Source organism: Hymenobacter jejuensis, from assembly GCF_006337165.1.
In the GTDB taxonomy this organism is placed as follows: domain Bacteria; phylum Bacteroidota; class Bacteroidia; order Cytophagales; family Hymenobacteraceae; genus Hymenobacter; species Hymenobacter jejuensis.
The window spans coordinates 3,243,728-3,262,504 of record NZ_CP040896.1 but is presented as its reverse complement, the minus strand read 5'-3'; the positions used below and the strand labels follow the sequence as shown (position 1 = coordinate 3,262,504).

Genomic DNA, 18,777 nt, shown 5'->3' with positions numbered 1-18,777 from the left:
AGAAAGTATTACCAATAAGTATTTGATTTATAAATACTTATAGATACTCATAAGCCAAGCAACATGCCCGTACCCAACACGCCTGACAACACTTTTGCCAGCACCTGTTGCTACTGTGGCGTCGGGTGCGGCGTGGTGGTGAAGAAGGAAAAGAACGGATCGGTTTCGGTGGCCGGCGATGCGGAATATCCGGTCAACAAAGGCCAGCTGTGCAGCAAGGGCATCAACCTGCAATACACCGTCAACGACCGGCACGACCGCCTGCTGTATCCGCAGATGCGCTATAATAAAAGCATGCCCCGGCAGCGCGTGAGCTGGGAGCAAGCCTTGCAGCGGACTGCCGCCGTGTTCAAGACGTTCATTGAGAAATACGGCCCCGACTCAGTGGCCTTTTATGCTTCCGGCCAGTGCCTGACCGAGGAGTATTACGTGATCAACAAGCTGATCAAGGGCTTTATCGGCAGCAACAACATCGACACCAATTCGCGGCTGTGCATGAGCAGCGCCGTGGTAGGCTACAAAATGTCGCTGGGCGAAGACAGCGTGCCGATTTGCTACGACGACATTGAGCTGGCCGATTGCTTTTTCGTCACCGGAGCCAACCCAGCCTGGTGCCACCCTATTCTGTGGCGGCGCATTGAAGCGCACAAAGCCGCGAACCCGGAGGTGAAAATCATCGTGGCCGATCCGCGCCGGACTGACTCGTGCGCCCTTGCCGATCTGCATCTGCAATTGCTGCCCGGTACCGACGTGTTTCTCAACCATGCCATCGGCCGGGTATTGATTGAAAACGGCGACATCGACCTCGACTTCATCCAGCACCACGCCGAAGGTTTTGAGCAGTATCGGCAAGTGGTTTTTGAGCGCACTACGGCCGAATCGGCGGCGATATGCGGCGTGCCCGAAGCGGATATTCGGCTGGCGGCGCAGTACATCGGCAACGCCAAAGGCTTTCTGTCGCTGTGGACGATGGGGCTCAACCAAAGCTCAATCGGCGTCAATAAGAACCTGAGCCTGATTAACCTCAACCTCATTACGGGTCAGATTGGCAAGCCGGGCGCGGGGCCCTTTTCGCTTACCGGCCAGCCCAACGCCATGGGTGGCCGCGAAGTGGGCGGCCTTTCCAATCTGCTGCCGGCCCACCGCAGCCTCGACAACGCGGCCCATCGCCGCGAAGTCGAGCAGTTTTGGGGCGGCACTACTATTTCCGACAAGCCCGGCCTGACGGCCACCGAAATGTTCGACGCCCTGCACGACGGGCGCCTGAAAGCCATCTGGATTATTTGCACCAACCCGCTGACCAGCCTGCCCGACGTGCGCCGGGCCGAAGAAGCGTTGCAGAAAGCCAAGTTTGTGGTGGTGCAGGACATCAGCAATACGCCCCAAACGCTGGCCTTCGCCGATGTGATTCTGCCGGCTGCCGCCTGGGCAGAAAAGGAAGGCACCATGACCAACTCGGAGCGGCGCATCAGCTACCTGTCGAAGGTCGTGGACGCGCCCGGCGAAGCACTGCCCGATGCCGAAATCATCTGCCGCTTCGCCCAAACCATGGGGTATCGCGGCTTCGATTATGCATCGGCAGAGGCCATTTACTTAGAGCATGTGCGGCTTACGACGGGCACCAACCTCGATATTTCGGGCCTGACCTACGCGATTCTGAAAGAACAACGATCTATACAATGGCCTTATAATCAAAACCTTAAGCAACAAGGGCCGCCACGGTTATTTACCGATAAAGTATTCTCAACGCCATCGGGCAGAGCGCGCATTCATCCGGTTTCGGTAGAAACCCGCAGCGCGGCCCCCAACGACGAGTTCCCGTTCATCCTGACTACCGGCCGCATCCGCGATCAGTGGCACACGATGAGCAAAACGGGCAAGGTGAACAAGCTGCGCAAGCACATTTCGCAGGCCTTTCTAGAAGTGCATCCGGAGGATGCAGCGCGCTTGGAGCTTACCGATGACGACCTGGTGGTGGTGCGCTCGTGCAACGGCGAAGTACGCGTCAAGGCTAAGCTGTCCTCAGGCATCCGGCCGGGCGTGGTTTTCCTGCCGATGCACTGGGGCAAGCAGCTCGGCAGCGATCTGAATCGAGCCAACAACGTGACTTCGGGCCTTGTGGACCCTGTCTCGAAAGAGCCTGATTTTAAGTATGCTACGGTACAAGTTGAGAAATACCGAAAGCCTTTTCAGCGCATTGTAGTGGTGGGCGCCGGGGCGGGTGCGTATGGCTTCGTAAAGGCCTACCGCGAGCTGAATCAGGAAGACGAAATCACGATTTTCAGCAAGGAAGATTTTCCGTTTTACAACCGCGTGATGCTGCCCGACTACATCAGCGGGCACCAGCAATGGGCGCAGCTCGTGAAGATGCAGGACGCGGAAGAGCCCGCCTACCGCATCGATTTGCGGCGGGGTGTGAGCGTGGAACACATTGACCGCGAACACAAGTATGTCGTTGATGCACAAGGCAATCGCACCGACTACGATGTATTGATTCTGGCTACTGGAAGCCGCGCCGCAGTGCCCAAGCATGTGCCGTCGCTGCCCGGTATTTTCACCATGCGCAGCCGCACCGACGCCGATGCGTTCAAGACGCATTTGCCCGTCAATGCCCACGTCGTGATTGTGGGCGGCGGTTTGCTAGGCCTGGAAATGGCGGCATCGCTGCGGGAAGTTGGTACGCGAGTGACCATCATACAGCGCATTTCCCGCTTTCTCGACCGCCAGCTCGACCCGCTGGGCAGCCAGCTGTTGCAGGAAGAAATCGTGGAGCAGGGCTGCGAGGTGTATTTCAACGAGGAAGTGCAACTCTACTATGGCCGCTCGCGGCTAACGGGTGTAGGGCTAAAAAGCGGCCGCCGCATCGACTGCGACGCCCTGATTATGGCCATCGGGACGGTGCCCAACGTGGAGCTGGCCCGCACCTGTGGCCTCGACTGCAAACGCGGTGTGGTGGTAAATGAGCGCCTGCAAACCAGCGATCCCAGCGTGTACGCCATCGGCGAAATTGCCGAGTTCGGCGGTGTGCTCTACGGCATCACGGCGGCGGCCGAACAGCAGGCGGCGGTAGTGGCACGTTCGCTGAGCGGCGACGTGGCCAGCCACTATGTGGGCAGCACGTTCATGAACATCATCAAAATTCATGGATTCGATTTGTGCAGCATCGGCCTACCCGAGTGCCCCGATGAAGAGAATTACGAAGAGATCGTGTTCATCGACAAAGCCAAGCGCTACTACAAGAAGTGCATCATTCACCAAGATCGGCTGGTGGGCGCCATTCTGATTGGCGATAAAAGCGAGTTTCAGGAGTTTCGGGAGCTGATTGCCGACAGAGTTGAGCTGAGCGAAAAGCGCCTGCAATTGCTGCGCAGTGGCCGCCCCGCGACGCCGGTGCTCGGCAAGCTGGTGTGCAGCTGCAACAACGTGGGCCGCGACAACCTGCGCCAGCAAGTAGCCGCCGGCTGCACCGACTTGCGCGAGCTGTGCGCAGCCACGGGTGCCGGCACCGGCTGCGGCTCGTGTCGCCCCGAAGTCAAGCAGATTCTGGAAGAAAGCCTGAAAGAAGTGGCGCTTGAACCCGCCTCATAACATCTTTACTGTCAATGTATTACAAAAACAACATCATTAAGGTCAATCTTCCCGGAGGCTTGGTTTCGGCCGGCGATCTGCTGACGATTCTGGAAGCGGCCGAAAACGCGGAAGTGGAAGCCATTCAGTTTGGCAACCGGCAGGAGGTGTTGTTTACGGTAGCCGAAAACCAGCGGCGGCTGTTGGGTCAGGCGCTGAGCGCAGCCAACATTTTATGGGAGCTGAACGCCGATGTGCACCCGAATATCATTAGCTCCTACGTCACGGAGGAGGTTTTCAACCAGGCTTCGTGGCTGCGCGAAGGCGTGTACAAGGACATTCTGGACTTGTTTGATTACCGGCCGCAGCTCAAAATCAACCTCGTCGATCAGGCCCAAACGTTCATTCCGTTCTTTACCGGCAACCTCAACTTCATTGCCTCCGACACCAGCAACTACTGGCACCTCTACATCCGGTTTCCGAAAACCAACAGCCTGTATCATTGGCCGTATCTGGTTTATTCTGAGGACATTCCGGAGCTGTGCCAAACGTTGGAGCAAGTCATTTTTGCCCACAAAGAGATTTTCTACGACCAGCCTGTCCTTGACGGCACGCGGCTGCTGAGCCTGATCACGACCCGCCCAACGGCCGCACTGCCCCCGCCGGCCCCCGACTTGCAGTTGCCGGCTTTCACCCTCCCCTACTACGAAGGCTTCAACCGCTATGGCACGAAGCTGTGGCTGGGTATTTACCGTCGCGACGAGCGGTTTTCGGTCGCTTTCCTGAAGGATGTGTGCCAGGTTTGCCTCAAAACGCGCATCGGCGAGCTGTATTCTACGCCCTGGAAATCACTGATTGTGAAGGGCATAGAAATGGCCGACCGCAACCTATGGGATACCGTGCTGTGCAAGCATCGCCTCAACGTGCGCCACGCCGCCAACGAGCTAAACTGGCAAGTAGAAGACCTCTGCGATTACGGCCTGACGCTGAAAAACGACTTGGTTCGCCAGTTCAACGAGGAGGACGTTCGGACATACCATCTCTGCTTTGCGATCAAAACCAAGCCCAAAACCGGGGTGTTTGGCTCCATCGTCATCCGCGCCCAACAACCTGAGGCCCTGGGCCTGCGCGAGGAGCAATTTGAAATTCTACACACCCGCGATTTCAACCCAAATTCGAAGGATTTTGTCAGCTTCCGGAAGAAGGTAAATCGGGAAAGCCTGAGTTGGTATTTGATCCAGCTTTGCAACCAATTCTATGAGTTACAGAGCGAAACGGCGCAGGTGCTCAGCTCATTGTATGTGGAAGAACCGCCCGTAGCAGAGCCACCTCTAGCATCGCTGCCCGCCGTTTATCAGTGCCAAAACTGCCTGACTGTGTACGACGAAACCTACGGCGACGAAGCCAGCCAAGTCGCGCCGGGCACGCCGTTCGCGGCGCTTGTCGGGTACCGTTGCCCCACTTGCGAGGCGCCGCAGAATGAGTTTGTGGCCGTGCCATCGGTGCTGACGCCAGCTTTGTAAAGCGACGCCATTTAGCTGGCCAGCGCTTTGGCTACTATGTCCTGCGCGGCCGGCGGCAATTGCAGCGCCAACGCCCATTCGTGGCCCTGCGGCGTCATTTTGCGCCACGTTTTCTGCACGATGTCGATCACCTTTTCCTCGGGGTGCTGGGCCGCAAAATCGGGCAGGTAGTATTCCAGAAACACGAGGCAGATAACGTCTTCCAGCAACTGCACTTCGGGGTCGAGCTGTAGTTGCTGTTTCTGTACCAAGGCCTGCACACGTCCGATTATATCTTCCTCGTAACCAACATCTTGCAAAATACATCCTGCAAGCTCGGCGTGGAATTTTTTCAGGCGGTTGCGCCACTGGTGGTACCCCGGCCGGTCCATGGGGAAGTCGTGGCGTGGAATCTGCCACCGCCGGATGTGCTGACACCGCACCGCCAAGCGCAGGGCTTCGCTGGCCTGTGGCGCCACCCGATCCAGACAATCGCTCATGCGCTGCGCGTAGAGCAACTCTTTGGGGTAGCTGCGTCCCTCGGCATCCTCCAAGTGCGGGTCGGCGCTGTTGGCTTCGTCAAACTTCCGGATTGCCGCTGCAAACCGCTCGTCGTGGATTGTGCTCATGGCATTGGGGCCTGTTAAACAACCGTTTTGGCAAAGATAACCCGTTGGCGGGCACCTCGTTGCAGGCAGCCGCCCACCGATTTTAAGGCAATTTTAAGTTGAATATAAGATAGAAGTAAGCCGACTTCCGTAACAGAAAGCGGGCTGCGGCTTTGCTTTTGCTACCGGACCCACTTCTTCTACCTTATACCTTCTTTCAATTTCTATGAGCAAGCAAAAATCAGAAAAGAACCACAACGCCAAGCTAAGTGAGCTGGAGCAGAATCGGGAAGACAGCACGGGTAAGTTTCTGACGACCAACCAAGGCTTGCGCGTCAACGACGACCAGAACTCGTTGAAGGCCGGCGACCGCGGCCCGACGTTGCTGGAAGACTTTATTCTGCGCGAAAAAATCACCCATTTTGACCACGAGCGCATTCCGGAGCGCGTGGTGCATGCCCGCGGCGTGGCGGCGCACGGCTACTTCGAGGCCTACGACACGGGTGCGCAGTATTCCAAGGCCGACTTTCTGAAGGCCGGCACCAAAACGCCGGTGTTTACGCGTTTTTCCACGGTGGCCGGTTCGCGCGGCTCCTCGGACTTAGCCCGCGACGTGCGCGGCTTTGCCGTAAAATTCTATACGGAGGAAGGCAATTTTGACCTAGTAGGCAACAACATGCCGGTGTTTTTCATCCAGGACGCCATCAAGTTTCCGGATTTTGTGCACGCGGTAAAGCCCGAGCCGCACAACGAGATTCCGCAGGCGGCATCGGCACACAACACGTTCTGGGACTTTATTTCCATCACGCCCGAATCGATGCACATGATTATGTGGGTGATGTCGGATCGTGCCATCCCGCGCAACCTGCGCATGATGGAGGGCTTTGGCGTACATACCTTCCGGCTGATCGACGCGCAAGGCACAGCCCGCTTTGTGAAGTTTCATTGGAAGCCGAAGCTGGGCGTGCACTCGGTAGTATGGGATGAAGCCCTACAGATTTCGGGCAAAGACCCCGACTTCCACCGCCGCGACCTATGGCAGGCCATCGAAGATGGCAACTACCCCGAGTGGGAGCTGGGCGTGCAGATTGTGGAGGAGGCGGACGAAACGAAATTCGATTTCGATCTGCTCGACCCGACCAAGATTATTCCCGAAGAGCTGGTGCCGGTAACGAAGCTCGGCAAGATGGTGCTCAACCGCAACCCCGACAATTATTTTGCTGAAACTGAGCAAGTTGCCTTTCATTTGGGCCACGTGGTGCCCGGCATCGACTTCAGCAATGACCCCCTGCTGCAAGGCCGCTTGTTTTCGTATACCGATACCCAGCTTAAGCGCCTGGGCGGCCCGAATTTCCACGAAATTCCGATCAATCGCCCGGTGGTGACCGTGCACAACGGCCAGCGCGACGGCCATATGCGCCAGCAAATCAACGTGGGCAAAACCAGCTACAGCCCCAACCTGCTCAACGAAAACACGCCCAAGCAGGCCAAGCAATCGGAAGGTGGCTTTGCCAGCTACCAAGAGCGCGTGGACGGCAACAAAGTGCGGGCCCGCAGCAAGAGCTTCCGCGACCACTACAGCCAGGCCCGCCTGTTCTGGAACAGCCAGGCCGACTGGGAGAAGGTGCACATTGTGAAGGCGTTGCAGTTTGAACTGGGTAAAGTAGAGGAAGAATCGGTGCGCGAGCGCATGCTAATTCAGCTTGCCCAAGTTGCCGACGAGCTAGCTACCCGCGTTGCAAAGGGCTTGGGTCTGGAAATCCCCTCGGCGGAAGGCGTGCAGCTCAATTTAGGCGTCCCCGCCGATGCTGATCCGGCTGAGTATCAGTCGCGTCCGCTCACGGGAAAAGAAGGAAAGTCGGATGCCCTGAGCATCGAAAATACCCCGCTGAACGCCGATAAGAACATCAAAACCAAGCAGGTAGCCATTCTGGCCGCCGACGGGGCCGATGGAGATTCCATCACCGCTCTGAAAAAAGCTCTGGAAGCCGGCGGCGCGCAGGCTAAGCTGGTGGCACCGCACCTGGGCAAGCTGCGCACCGGCGCCGGCGAAACCATCAAAATTGACTTCAGCCTGCAAACTACTGCCTCCGTGATGTTTGACGGAGTGTACGTAGCTGGCGGCGACAAAAGCGTCCAGGCACTAACCCAACAGCCTGATGCTGTGAATTTTATAAACGAAGCGTACCGGCATTGCAAACCCGTTGGCGCGGCTAGCGCTGGCAAGGCGTTGCTGAAAGCCGCCGCCTACGGCGGGGCCGACGACATCTTGCAGGGCGATGGCGTGAGCATCGACGACGGCCCCGACGCGTTTGTGGCTAACCTAGCCATCGGTCGCTTTTGGAGCCGTGAGATGATGTCGGAGCCGAAAGTGTAAGGCTGATCGACTAAGCAACAAAGCCCCCGCGCCAATGAATACGGTACGGGGGCTTTGTTATTTATAATCAATTCGTTGATTATAAACCACTTACAACCTAAGCGCCGCGTGGAAACTCAAGCGTAAACGTAGTACCTTGGCCCAACTCGCTTTGCACATCCAGCTTAATGTGCAGCAAGGCGCAGGCTTTGGCCACGATGGATAGCCCGAGTCCGGTGCCGCCTATCTCTTTGTGTGCCAGCGCGTCGGAGCGATACAGGGGGTCGAAAATGCGGCCTAGCTCATCGGGCCGGATGCCGATGCCTTGGTCGATGATCGTGCAGGTGAGGCGGTCGGCGCCGGAACTCAGCACGACGGTAATGGTAGAGCCGGCCGGCGAATACTTGACGGCGTTGGTGAGCAGGTTCTCCAGAATCAAATCGACCAGAAACGGATCGGAGACAATGGGCTCGGTATCACCATCTTGCACATCTACTCGTATATGCTTGGTGTTGAGGGTGTTACGCAGTCGATACAACACATCGTGTACGCAGGAAACTACGGTTAGCTCCTGCCGATTCAGGCTTTTGGCGTGGTTTTCAAAACGAGCTAGCAAGAGCAACTGATCCACTAAGTGCGTCAGGCGATCGATTTCGCCGATGCCCAAGGCGATATTTTCCACGTACTCGGCGCTCGTGCGCGGCTTACGAATCAGGACTTCCAGCGTGCCTTTCAGCACGGCCAGCGGCGTACGCAGCTCGTGCGAGGCATCGGCGGTGAACTGCTTTTCGCGCTCCACGGCCCGCTCTACGCGGTGCAGCAATCCGTTGATGGCGCTGGCCAGCGTGTGCAGTTCGTCGGGCCGCGGCGGCAGGGCGATGCGCTCGGCTAAGTTACTCTGAGTAATGCGATTAGTAGTGGCTGTGATCTCAGTGATGGGCGCAATGCTGCGCCCGGCCAAGCGGCGAGCCATGCCAAAAAGCACCACCAGCACCACCGGAAATGAGAGCAGCAGCACCATGCCCAGGCTGTCGAGCACATGCTGGGCGGCTTCGGATGAGATGGCCGCCACGAGGTAGCCAACTGGGCGCCCTTCTCGCACAATTGGCTCTTGCACCTGCCGAATTGCCTTGCCGCGCAGCTCCGAGTTGAGCAGGGACATTCCATCGGTGCGGACCGCGAACAGCAGCTGGTCGGCTTTGAGGTTGGGCGAGCGGTCCATGAGCCGGCCCTGCAAATCGTTGATCTGAATAAATACCGGATCGACCTGGACTTCGCGGTGCTCGCGTTCCTGCCACTCGCCTTTGTGCGAAAAGAGAATTTTTCCGCCTACAATCGTCAGCTCCTGCTGGTGCTTGGCGGCTTCGTAGCGCAGGCTGCGGTCGAGGTCGGCATATACCTGCTGCTGCACCACCAGGAACACCACCGCGTACGCCACCGCAATCAGGGCGGCGGTGGCCAGCATGTAGTGCCACGCAATACGATCCTTGAAAGCCAGATTCATTTAGTCGCGGGCGACATAGCCAATGCCGCGGATGGTTTGCAGGTAGTCTTCGTCTTTGCTCAGGCGCAGCTTTTTGCGCAACGCGTTCATGTACACGTCAATCACGCCGGTGTTGTACTCGAAGTGGATATCCCACACGTTTTCAATGATTTTCTGGCGCCGGCATACCTTGCCTTTGTGGCGCAGTAGGTATTCGAGCAGCGCAAATTCCTTCTGTGTCAGCGCAATTTCTTCTTCGTTCTTGTACACCTGATGCGTTGCCACGTCCAGCACAATCGGGCCGACGAAAAACCGCTCGGCCAACCCTGCTGCGGGGCGTAGCTGCACCCGAATGCGTTCCAGCAATTCTTCGAAATGGAAAGGCTTTTTGATGTAGTCGTTGGCACCGGCTTGCAAGCCGGCAATCGTGTCTTGCACCGTGTCTTTGGCCGTCAGAAAAATCAGGGGCGTGGCAATGTGCTGGGCCCGTAGCTGCCGGCACACCTGCAAACCCGTCAGACCAGGCAGCATCCAGTCGACCAGCAGTAGGTCGTAGGGCTGGGCCACGGCTTGGGCCAAGCCGGTATCGCCGGTGTCTGCCACGTCGATGGTGTAGCCTTCTTCCTCCAGGCCTTGCTTCAGAAAGCGGGCAATGCCGGGCTCGTCTTCGATTACCAGAATGCGCATAACGGAGGCTCGTAGCGTGAAAAGTTGGGGCAGCCAGCAAGCGGACAGGGAGCCGGGGCTGCCCCACTTGCCGATTACCCGCCGTGGCCTTGCGGCCCTAACGACAATAATCGGACGAAGATGCTGCCCGGCCAGCACCGGGGTGCATTTTAAGAAAATCTTAAGGCGGCTTTAAGGAGTTTATAAGGCACCCATCCGTTTTTTGGCGAGTGCTTCCCTTTCCGCGATGCATATTGCGCCTCCGGCTGCCTCGCGACCCCGAATCGAACTATCTGCTATTCAATGCTTTCTAAAATCATAGCCGCCAGCATTCGCAACAAGCTCATGATTCTGTTGCTGGTGGTGGGGCTCGTGGCCTGGGGCGGCTACTCGGCGCTGCACCTGCCCCTGGATGCCATTCCGGATGTTACCAACAACCAAGTGCAAGTAATTACGCAGTCGCCGGCGCTGGCCGCGCAGGAGGTCGAGCAACTGCTGACCGTGCCGCTGGAATTGCAGCTGCGCACGGTGCCGGGCGTCACCGAAATTCGCTCGATTTCCCGCTTTGGGCTGTCGGTGATTACAGTGGTTTTCGAAGACAACATCGATACTTACCGCACCCGCCAACTGGTAGCCGAGAAGCTCACCAGTGCTCAGGCCGATTTGGGAAGCGGGGCCGGCACGCCCGTGATGGCCCCAATCACGACCGGACTGGGCGAGATTTTTCAGTATTCGCTGCGTGTGAAGCCCGGCTTTGAGAAGCAATATTCGCTGGCTAAGCTGCGCGACGTGCAGGACTGGCTGGTGAAGCGCCAACTGGCCGGCGTGCCCGGCGTAGTTGACGTGAGCAGCTTTGGCGGCTACGTGCGCCAATACGAAGTGAGCGTAAGCCCCGACCGCCTCAATGCAGCCAACGTGACCATGCCCGAGCTGCTGGCGGCCTTGCAGGACAACAACGCCAACACGGGCGGCTCTTATTTGGAACGCGGGCCCAATGCCTATTTCATCCGGGGCGAAGGCCGCGTGACGTCTTTGCAAGACATTGGTTCACTGGTAGTTAAACAAGCCTCTCAAAACGCTCCTTTGCTGGTGCGCGACGTGGCCGACGTGCGCTTTGGCCACTCGGTGCGCTACGGCGCCATGACGCGCAACGGCCGCGGCGAAACGGTGGGCGGCATCGTGCTCATGCTCAAAGGCGCCAGCTCCGAGCAAACCATCAAGGGCGTGAAAGAACGGGTAGCCGAAATCCAGAAAACGCTGCCACCCGGCCTGGAAATCCTGCCTTTTCTGGATCGTACCAAGCTCATTGACAAGGCCATACATACGGTTACCAAAAACTTACTGGAAGGCGGCGTCATCGTCATTATTGTGCTGCTGGTGCTGCTGGGCAATTTCCGGGCGGGCTTGGTGGTGGCCAGCATGATTCCGCTGTGCATGCTCTTTGCGCTGGGCATGATGCGCCTGTTCGGCGTGTCGGCCAACCTGATGAGCTTGGGCGCCCTGGATTTCGGGCTGATTGTGGATGGGGCCGTGATCATCGTTGAGGCCATGATATTTCACCTCGTGCATTTTCGCGAGCGGGCCGAGGGCGAAACCATGGACCAGGTGGCCGAAGCCGCCGCCACGCGCATGATGCGCTCGGCGCTGTTTGGGCAGCTCATTATCCTGATTGTGTACTTTCCCATCCTGGCCCTGACCGGCATCGAGGGCAAGATGTTCCGGCCGATGGCCCTGACCGTGAGCTTTGCCATTGTGGGCGCTATGTTGCTGTGCCTGACCTACGTACCGGCCGTATCGGCGTGGGCGCTGCGCAAGGACATCAAGGAGGAAGGCACCCTCGCCGACCGCATCATGAAGGCATTGCACCGCGGCTACTCGCCTCTTATCAAAGGCGCGCTGCGCTGGCGGGCGGTGGTCGTTGCCCTCGCCGTGGGCTTGCTGGCGGTAGCAGGCTGGCTGTTTACGCGCATGGGCGGCGAGTTTATTCCGCAGCTCGACGAGGGCGATTTTGCCGTGAACGTGACGCTCGCACCGGGTTCGTCGTTGGCCCAGAGCATTGCTACCACCACCCGCATTCAGCAGATCTTGCTCAAGAACTTTCCGGAAATCGAACAAATTGTGGGCAAAATCGGCACTTCCGAAATTCCCACCGACCCCATGTCGTTGGAAGATTCTGACCAGATGGTGATTCTGAAAGACCAACAAGACTGGACTTCGGCGCACTCACGCGAGGAGCTGGCCGGCCGGATGCAGCACGCGCTGGCCGACGTGCCGGGCATCAATCTGGAGTTTCAGCAGCCCATTCAAATGCGCTTCAACGAGCTGATTTCGGGTGCCAAATCCGACATCAGCATCAAGATTTATGGCGACGACTTGGGCATCCTTTTCGAGAAGGCCAATCAGGCGGCTGCCCTAATTCGGCCGCTGGCCGGGGTGGGCGACCTGAAAGTGGAGCAAATTGCGGCCCTGCCCCAGCTGCGCGTGGCCTACGACCGCCAGAAGCTGGCTCAATACGGCTTGCGCGTATCGGAGCTGAATACGCTGCTGCGGGCCTCATTTGCAGGTGAAGTGGCGGGCCAAGTCTATGAAGGCGAACGCCGCTACGACCTCGTGCTGCGCCTCGACTCGACCCAGCGCCGTAGCCTCGACGACATCCGCAGCCTGTACGTGGATGTGCCCGGCGGCCAGAAAGTGCCCCTCGACGAAGTGGCGCAAGTGCGCTTCCGCAACGCGCCCGCCCAGATTTCGCGCGACGACGCCCGCCGCCGCATCAACATTGGCGTAAACGTGCGCGGCCGCGACGTGCAGAGTCTGGTTCAGGACATTCAGCAGAAGCTCAACGCAAGCCTGAAGCTGCCGTCGGGCTACACCATTCAGTACGGCGGCGCTTTCGAAAACCTGCAACGCGCCAAAGCCCGCCTGAGCATTGTGGTGCCTATCTCATTGCTGCTCATCTTCTTACTGCTCTACTTATCGTTCAATTCGGTAAAGCAGGCCCTGCTCATTTTTACCGGCATTCCGCTGGCGACCATCGGTGGCGTGCTGGCTTTGTGGCTGCGCGGTATGCCGTTTAGCATTTCGGCGGGCGTGGGCTTTATTGCCTTGTTTGGGGTGGCCGTGCTGAACGGCATCGTGCTGGTAGCCAGCCTCAACGAACTAGCAGAAGCCGGAGTGCATCACGTGCAGGAACGGGTGCTGCGGGCCACGGCCGAACGGTTCCGACCGGTGCTCCTGACGGCTTCGGTGGCTTCCCTGGGCTTTCTGCCGATGGCCCTCTCGACTTCTGCCGGGGCTGAGGTGCAAAAGCCACTGGCCACGGTGGTGATCGGCGGATTAATTACGGCTACTTTGCTTACGCTGCTGGTGCTGCCAGTGCTCTACACGCTCTTCACCAAAGACGACCCCACGCCCGGCACCCCCGAAAGCGAGCCAGCTTCCACGCCCACGCCTTCCGGCCCGGCGGGTCCGGTTTCGGTTGCCATTATCGTGGCGCTATTGGTTTTGCCGCTTTCGGGGCAAGCGCAGAATTCTCAAAAACAAATACTTGACAATCAAATACTTACACTACAACAAGCATTGCAGACGGGTTTGAAGCAAAACCTCTCGTTGCAATCGGCTGCGTTGCAAGTGGAGCAACAGCGCGCGCTTACCCGCACCGGCTACGACCTGCCGCGCACGGTGCTGGACTACCAGCGCGGCCAGATTTCGGGGCCAATCGTCGACCAAAGCTTCAACGTGATTCAGCAGGCGTCGCTGCCGGGCGTGTACGCAGCGCAGCGCCGCTTGCTGGAAAGCCAAACGCTCACGGCCGAGCAGCGCGCCCGCGTGCAGCGCCGCGAATTGGCCCTTTCCATCCGCAGCAGCTACTACCAGTTGCTACTTACCCACCGCCGGGCGGCCCTGCTCCGCCGTCAGGATAGCCTGTATCGGCGGGCGGCCCGCGCGGCCCGCATCCGGTACCAAGTGGGCGAAACCAACCGACTGGAACAGGTGTCGGCCGAAGCCCGCGCGCGGGAGCTGCAAAACCGCCTAGCCACCACGACCACCGACCTGCTCGTGCAGCGCCAGCAACTAGGCGTTCTGCTCGGTGTAGGCCCCAACGCGCGCATCGACACGACGGAAAGCTTCGTGGCCCCGCTAGCCGCCGCGGATACGGCGGCTCTTTCACCCGAAACCAACCCTACGTTGGGGCTGCTCCGCCAGCAGGCTACCGTCAGCAGGCAGCAAACCCGCGTGGAGCAGCTGCGGCGCCTGCCCGATGTGCGGCTGGGCTATTTCAACCAGAGCATCAACAAAACCAACGGCTACCAGGTGGCGCAAGCGGGCCTGTCGGTGCCGTTGCTGGGTGGGGCGCAACGCGCCCGCGTGGCTGCCGCCCGCTTAGGTGAGCAGCTGGCCGACAATGAATTAGCATACGCGACCACTCAGCTTACGGGCCAACTGGGTGCGCTCCGTCAGCACCTGCGCCGGGCACGAACTTCGCTCGATTATTACGAAAAGTATGGCTTGCCGCAGGCGCAGCTTATTCTGACTACGGCCGAAAAAAGCTTCCGGGCCGGCGATATCGACTACGTGACGTACGTGGTGAACACCGAGCCCGCCTGGCAGATTCAGCAGGCCTACCTCGATCAGGTGCGCCAATACAACGATTTCATTCTCAGCCTACAAGCCCTGGCCGGCACCGACTAAGCCAGTACTTGCCGTTGACCTACTTGCCATGAACTATTTGCTTTCTGCGCTTCGTCTGCTGCCGTTGCCCTTGCTGGTTGGGATGCTGGCGTCCTGCCACGGGGGCGCTTCTTCGGAAGCCGAGGGCGCGACGCCGCCCGCCCCGCCCGCTGCCCCGGCCAACCCCGATCAGGTGACGATTTCGGCGGCGCAAATGCAGGCGGCGGGCATCGGCCTGGGCGGCTTTACGCGCCAGAGCATGGCTTCCGAAGTGCTGGCCAACGGCGTTATCGATGTGCCGCCCCAAAACATCGTGTCTATTTCGGCCGTGTTGGGCGGCTACGTGCAGCAGGTGAAGGTGCTGCCCGGTCAGCATGTGGCCAAAGGTGCCGTGGTAGCCGTGTTGCGCCACCCCGATTACCTCAAGCTGCAACAGGACTATCTGCAAAGCCGCGCCCATGTGCGGTTTCTTACCCAAGAACTTGAGCGCCAACGCATTCTGGACGTAGAAGATGTGGGAGCCAAACGCAAGCTTCAGCAAGCCCAAGCCGACTACGCCACCGAGCAGGCCGCCGTGCGCAGCCTCGCGGCCCAACTGGCCCAACTTAATATTTCACCAACCCGCCTCGCAGCTACCGGCCACATCCAGCCCACGGTGAACCTCATAACGCCGCTGGGAGGCTACGTCACGACCATCAACATCAATCCCGGCCAGTTTGTAAACCCCCAAGACGTGCTATTGGAAGTGGTCGATCGCTCCGATTTGCACCTGCAACTCAAGGTGTTTGAGAAAGACATTGCCCGAGTGCGGGTAGGCCAGCCCATTCTGTTCACGGTGCCCAGCCGCCGAACGCCGGGCGAGGTGCTGCACGCCCGCGTGTTTCTGGTAGGCAAAGCGTTCGACAACGACGCTCGCACCATCGCCGTGCACGCCCACCTCGAAGGCACGGACGCTGCCAATCTGCTCCCCGGTCAGTATGTAGCGGCCCGCCTCCAGACGGCTGGCGCCCAAGCCCGCACTCTGCCCGAAGAGGCTGTAATTCAGGCTGGTGAGTTGAGCTACGTCTACGTCCGGACGGCGGCCACCGACAGCACCGCCACCTTCCGGCGCGTGAAGGTGCGCCCCGGCGCCACCGCCCACGGCGACGTGGCCGTAGTGCCGCTCGAATCCCTGCCCGATACCACGCACTTAGTCCGCCAGGGGGCATATTTCCTCGACGCCGAACGTAGTAAAGGCCAAAGCACGGAGGAATAGGTACTAATGGCGAAATCAGTATCAAAATGTATCTGTTTGATTATCAAACAGATACATTTTGATACTCAAACTACTGAAAGTAATAGAATTTCCGTAAGCTCGTGAAATAGAGTAAGATCGCGGCTAACTTTTGCCCGGGTGTTGCAGCCTGCGCGAGAAAGGGTTGTCCCTTCTCCAAACCCTTCACGCGCTGGCCTATGCTTCTTTTCTCCTCTCCCCTCTTCAAGCGGCTTGGTTTACCGCTAGGAGTCACGGTTTTGTTGGCTTTGACTGCTCCCACCAGCCGGGCACAGGGCCTCGGCGCGATCACCGGCCTGGTGCAAACCCCTACCGCCGCGGGCCTCGAACTAGCCACGATTACGCTACACCGCACTACCGATTCGGCGGTGGTCAAAAACGAGTTTAGCGATGCTCAAGGCCGGTTTCGCTTCGAGCAGGTGCGGCCGGGACGCTACTTGGTCTCGGCTTCGCAAGTGGGTTTTGTGCGCCGTTGGAGCGCACCAACAGAAGTAACTGGCCATGAAGTAGATATACCTGCATTGGTACTATCGGCCAGCGGGGCTACGCAGCTGAAGGAAGTGACGGTGGTGGGCCAAAAGCCCCTGTTCGAGCACCAGGCCGACCGCACCGTCGTCAACGTGGCCGGCTCGGCGCTGGCCGCCGGCAACACCACGCTCGACGTGCTGGCCCGGGCCCCGGGCGTGACCGTGGACGGCAACGACAACCTGGCCCTGCGCGGCAAACAAGGCCTGTTGGTGCTCATCGACGGCAAGCGCCAGCCGATGAGCGGCAGCGAGCTGGCCGAGTACCTGCGGGCCCTGCCGGCCGAGCAGCTGCAAAGCATCGAGCTGATCACCAACCCGCCGGCCAAGTACGACGCGCAGGGCGGGGCCGGCATCATTGCCATCAACCTGAAGAAAGACCAGCGCCAGGGCACCAACGGCAGCGCCAACGCCGCCTACGGCCGCGGCCAGTACGGCAAGTTCACCAGCGGCCTCGCGCTCAACCACCGCCACCAAAAAGTCAACCTCTTTGGCTCCTACAACTACGCCAACCGGCAGGATTTCGTGAAAATCACCAACCACCGCGATTTTTCGGTGGCCGAAGTGGTGACCAGCCGCAGCGATCTGTTCAATAAAATCGTCAATCACACCCACACGCACACTTGGAAAGTGGGCCTCGATTATACCCTCTCCGAGCGCACAGTGATTGGGGCCGTGGTGAGCGGATTGAGGAGTCATTTGGAGCAGGCAGGCTACAATACTACCCAACTCTTTCGGGCCGACCAGTCGTTGCTGGCCCAAAACCGCACCGACAAAACGCGCGACTTTCACTCGCCCAACGGCGCGGCCAACCTCAATTTTCGCCACACGTTTGCGGCCGCAAGTGGCAAGCGCGAGCTGAGTGCCGACGTCGATTACGCGCGCTACACCACCGATCGGCAGCAGCACCTGAACACCTTTTATGAAGTGCCAATCGCTTCGCCTTCGTTGCTGCGCGTGAAGCAGGCCGGTGCGCTCACCATCCAGTCGGTAAAGGTGGATTACACGCATCCGGTTTCGAAAGACTTTGTGCTGGAAGCGGGCGGCAAGGCCAGCAGGGTATCATCGGACAACGACGTGGTCTTTTTGATAACCCGCGACGGCCGCGACTCGGTGGACGCGGGGCAAACCAACCATTTCCGTTACACCGAAAACATTTACGCAGGTTACCTCGACCTGACGCGTACCTACGCCCGCCTGACGTTGCAAGCCGGGCTGCGCGCCGAACAAACGAAAGCCATTGGCAACCAAGAAGTTGGCAATGTGGGTTTTAGACGCAATTACGCCCAGCTTTTCCCGAGTGCCGCCGCCAAGCAAACGATCAACGATAAGCACGAAGTATCGCTGTCCTTGAGCCGGCGCATCGATCGGCCTTCTTATGGGCAGCTCAACCCCTTCCGCATTTACAGCGATCCCACCACTTCGGGTGCCGGCAACCCGTCCCTACGCCCGCAGACGAGCTACAACTTCGAGCTGACGCATACTTACAAGCAAAAATTCAGCACCGGCCTGAGCTACAGCATCACCAGCAACCCCATCGTGGGGGTAGTGCAGCCGGAAGCAGGCAATAAGGTGGTGGTAACCAGCGCGAACCTGGGCAAACAGTATTATTACGCCCTGACGCTGACGGCGCCCGTCGAGCTTGCCAAGTGGTGGAGCGTCTACAACAACGGCGTGTTCTACTACAGCCGCTTCGTGGGCCACCTGGCCGGCACGGCCCTGGACAAAGGCCGCCCGGCCTTCAACCTGAGCAGCACCAGTACCTTGACCTTCGGCCAGGGCTGGTCGGCCGAGCTCAACGGCCGCTACCAGTCGCGCGAGCAGTACGGCTTCTTGGATACTAGGCCAAATGGGCAGGTTTCTCTTGGCCTGCAAAAAGCCGTATGGAACCGCAAGGGCACACTCAAGCTCAACGCCACCGACTTGTTTTATACCGCCACGCTGCACGCTACTTCCACCTACGACAACTACGTAGAATCGCTGTATCAGCGGCTCGACACGCGGGTGGCGACGCTTTCGTTTAGCTACCGCTTCGGCAGCGATACGGTAACGCCTGCCCGCAAACGCACCGGCAGCGCCGAGGACGAAAAGCGCCGCGCTGGCTGAGTATATCATAGCGCCCGGCGCACT

9 protein-coding genes are annotated in these 18,777 nt (G+C 59.0%); 6 read left to right on the top strand and 3 right to left on the bottom strand.

Translation table 11 applies throughout. The annotated features are described in order from the left end of the window. The first annotated feature begins 63 nt into the window (after positions 1–63). Both FHG12_RS13575 and FHG12_RS13570 read left to right on the top strand, forming a co-directional pair. Entirely contained in the window at positions 64–3,588 is a 3,525-nt protein-coding gene (locus FHG12_RS13575; protein WP_139516244.1) for a nitrate reductase, read from the top strand. Positions 3,589–3,602: 14 nt separating this feature from the next. After that, on the top strand, positions 3,603–5,090 hold the full coding sequence (locus FHG12_RS13570) for a rubredoxin (RefSeq protein WP_230471120.1): 1,488 nt from the start codon (positions 3,603–3,605) through the stop codon (positions 5,088–5,090). A gap of 11 nt (positions 5,091–5,101) precedes the next feature. Here the strand turns inward: FHG12_RS13570 and FHG12_RS13565 are convergent, their stop codons facing one another. Next, on the bottom strand, positions 5,102–5,698 hold the full coding sequence (locus FHG12_RS13565; protein WP_139516243.1) for a DUF4202 domain-containing protein: 597 nt from the start codon (positions 5,696–5,698) through the stop codon (positions 5,102–5,104). Between the two features lie 205 nt (positions 5,699–5,903). Between FHG12_RS13565 and FHG12_RS13560 the strand changes: the two genes are divergently transcribed. Beyond that, positions 5,904–8,054 carry a catalase gene (locus FHG12_RS13560; RefSeq protein WP_139516242.1) on the top strand — a complete coding sequence of 717 codons (2,151 nt, stop codon included), beginning with the start codon at positions 5,904–5,906 and terminating at the stop codon, positions 8,052–8,054. Positions 8,055–8,151: 97 nt separating this feature from the next. Here FHG12_RS13560 and FHG12_RS13555 read toward each other — a convergent pair whose 3' ends face one another. Continuing rightward, a complete protein-coding gene (locus FHG12_RS13555; RefSeq protein WP_139516241.1) occupies positions 8,152–9,537 on the bottom strand; it encodes a sensor histidine kinase in 1,386 nt (461 codons plus the stop codon). Next, positions 9,538–10,203 carry a response regulator transcription factor gene (locus FHG12_RS13550; RefSeq protein ID WP_139516240.1) on the bottom strand — a complete coding sequence of 222 codons (666 nt, stop codon included), beginning with the start codon at positions 10,201–10,203 and terminating at the stop codon, positions 9,538–9,540. A gap of 282 nt (positions 10,204–10,485) precedes the next feature. On the opposite strand from FHG12_RS13550, the gene FHG12_RS13545 reads away from it, so the two are divergent. The 3 genes from FHG12_RS13545 (at position 10,486) to FHG12_RS13535 (ending at position 18,753) form a co-directional block, all read left to right on the top strand. After that, positions 10,486–14,871, top strand: a complete 4,386-nt coding sequence (locus FHG12_RS13545; protein ID WP_139516239.1) for a CusA/CzcA family heavy metal efflux RND transporter — start codon at positions 10,486–10,488, stop codon at positions 14,869–14,871. Positions 14,872–14,899: 28 nt separating this feature from the next. Next, a complete protein-coding gene (locus FHG12_RS13540) occupies positions 14,900–16,105 on the top strand; it encodes an efflux RND transporter periplasmic adaptor subunit (RefSeq protein WP_139516238.1) in 1,206 nt (401 codons plus the stop codon). Positions 16,106–16,371: 266 nt separating this feature from the next. Further along, complete coding sequence (locus FHG12_RS13535) at positions 16,372–18,753, top strand: TonB-dependent receptor (protein WP_230471119.1); 2,382 nt, start codon at positions 16,372–16,374, stop codon at positions 18,751–18,753. The last annotated feature ends 24 nt before the right edge of the window (positions 18,754–18,777 follow it).

Excerpts from the sequence above, each read along its gene's own strand:
- FHG12_RS13570 (WP_230471120.1), top strand. The coding sequence starts at position 3,603 with ATGTATTACAAAAACAACATCATTAAGGTCAATCTTCCCGGAGGCTTG.
- FHG12_RS13575 (WP_139516244.1), top strand. The coding sequence starts at position 64 with ATGCCCGTACCCAACACGCCTGACAACACTTTTGCCAGCACCTGTTGC.
- FHG12_RS13545 (WP_139516239.1), top strand. The coding sequence starts at position 10,486 with ATGCTTTCTAAAATCATAGCCGCCAGCATTCGCAACAAGCTCATGATT.
- FHG12_RS13565 (WP_139516243.1), bottom strand. The coding sequence starts at position 5,698 with ATGAGCACAATCCACGACGAGCGGTTTGCAGCGGCAATCCGGAAGTTT.
- FHG12_RS13540 (WP_139516238.1), top strand. The coding sequence starts at position 14,900 with ATGAACTATTTGCTTTCTGCGCTTCGTCTGCTGCCGTTGCCCTTGCTG.
- FHG12_RS13555 (WP_139516241.1), bottom strand. The coding sequence starts at position 9,537 with ATGAATCTGGCTTTCAAGGATCGTATTGCGTGGCACTACATGCTGGCC.
- FHG12_RS13560 (WP_139516242.1), top strand. The coding sequence starts at position 5,904 with ATGAGCAAGCAAAAATCAGAAAAGAACCACAACGCCAAGCTAAGTGAG.
- FHG12_RS13550 (WP_139516240.1), bottom strand. The coding sequence starts at position 10,203 with ATGCGCATTCTGGTAATCGAAGACGAGCCCGGCATTGCCCGCTTTCTG.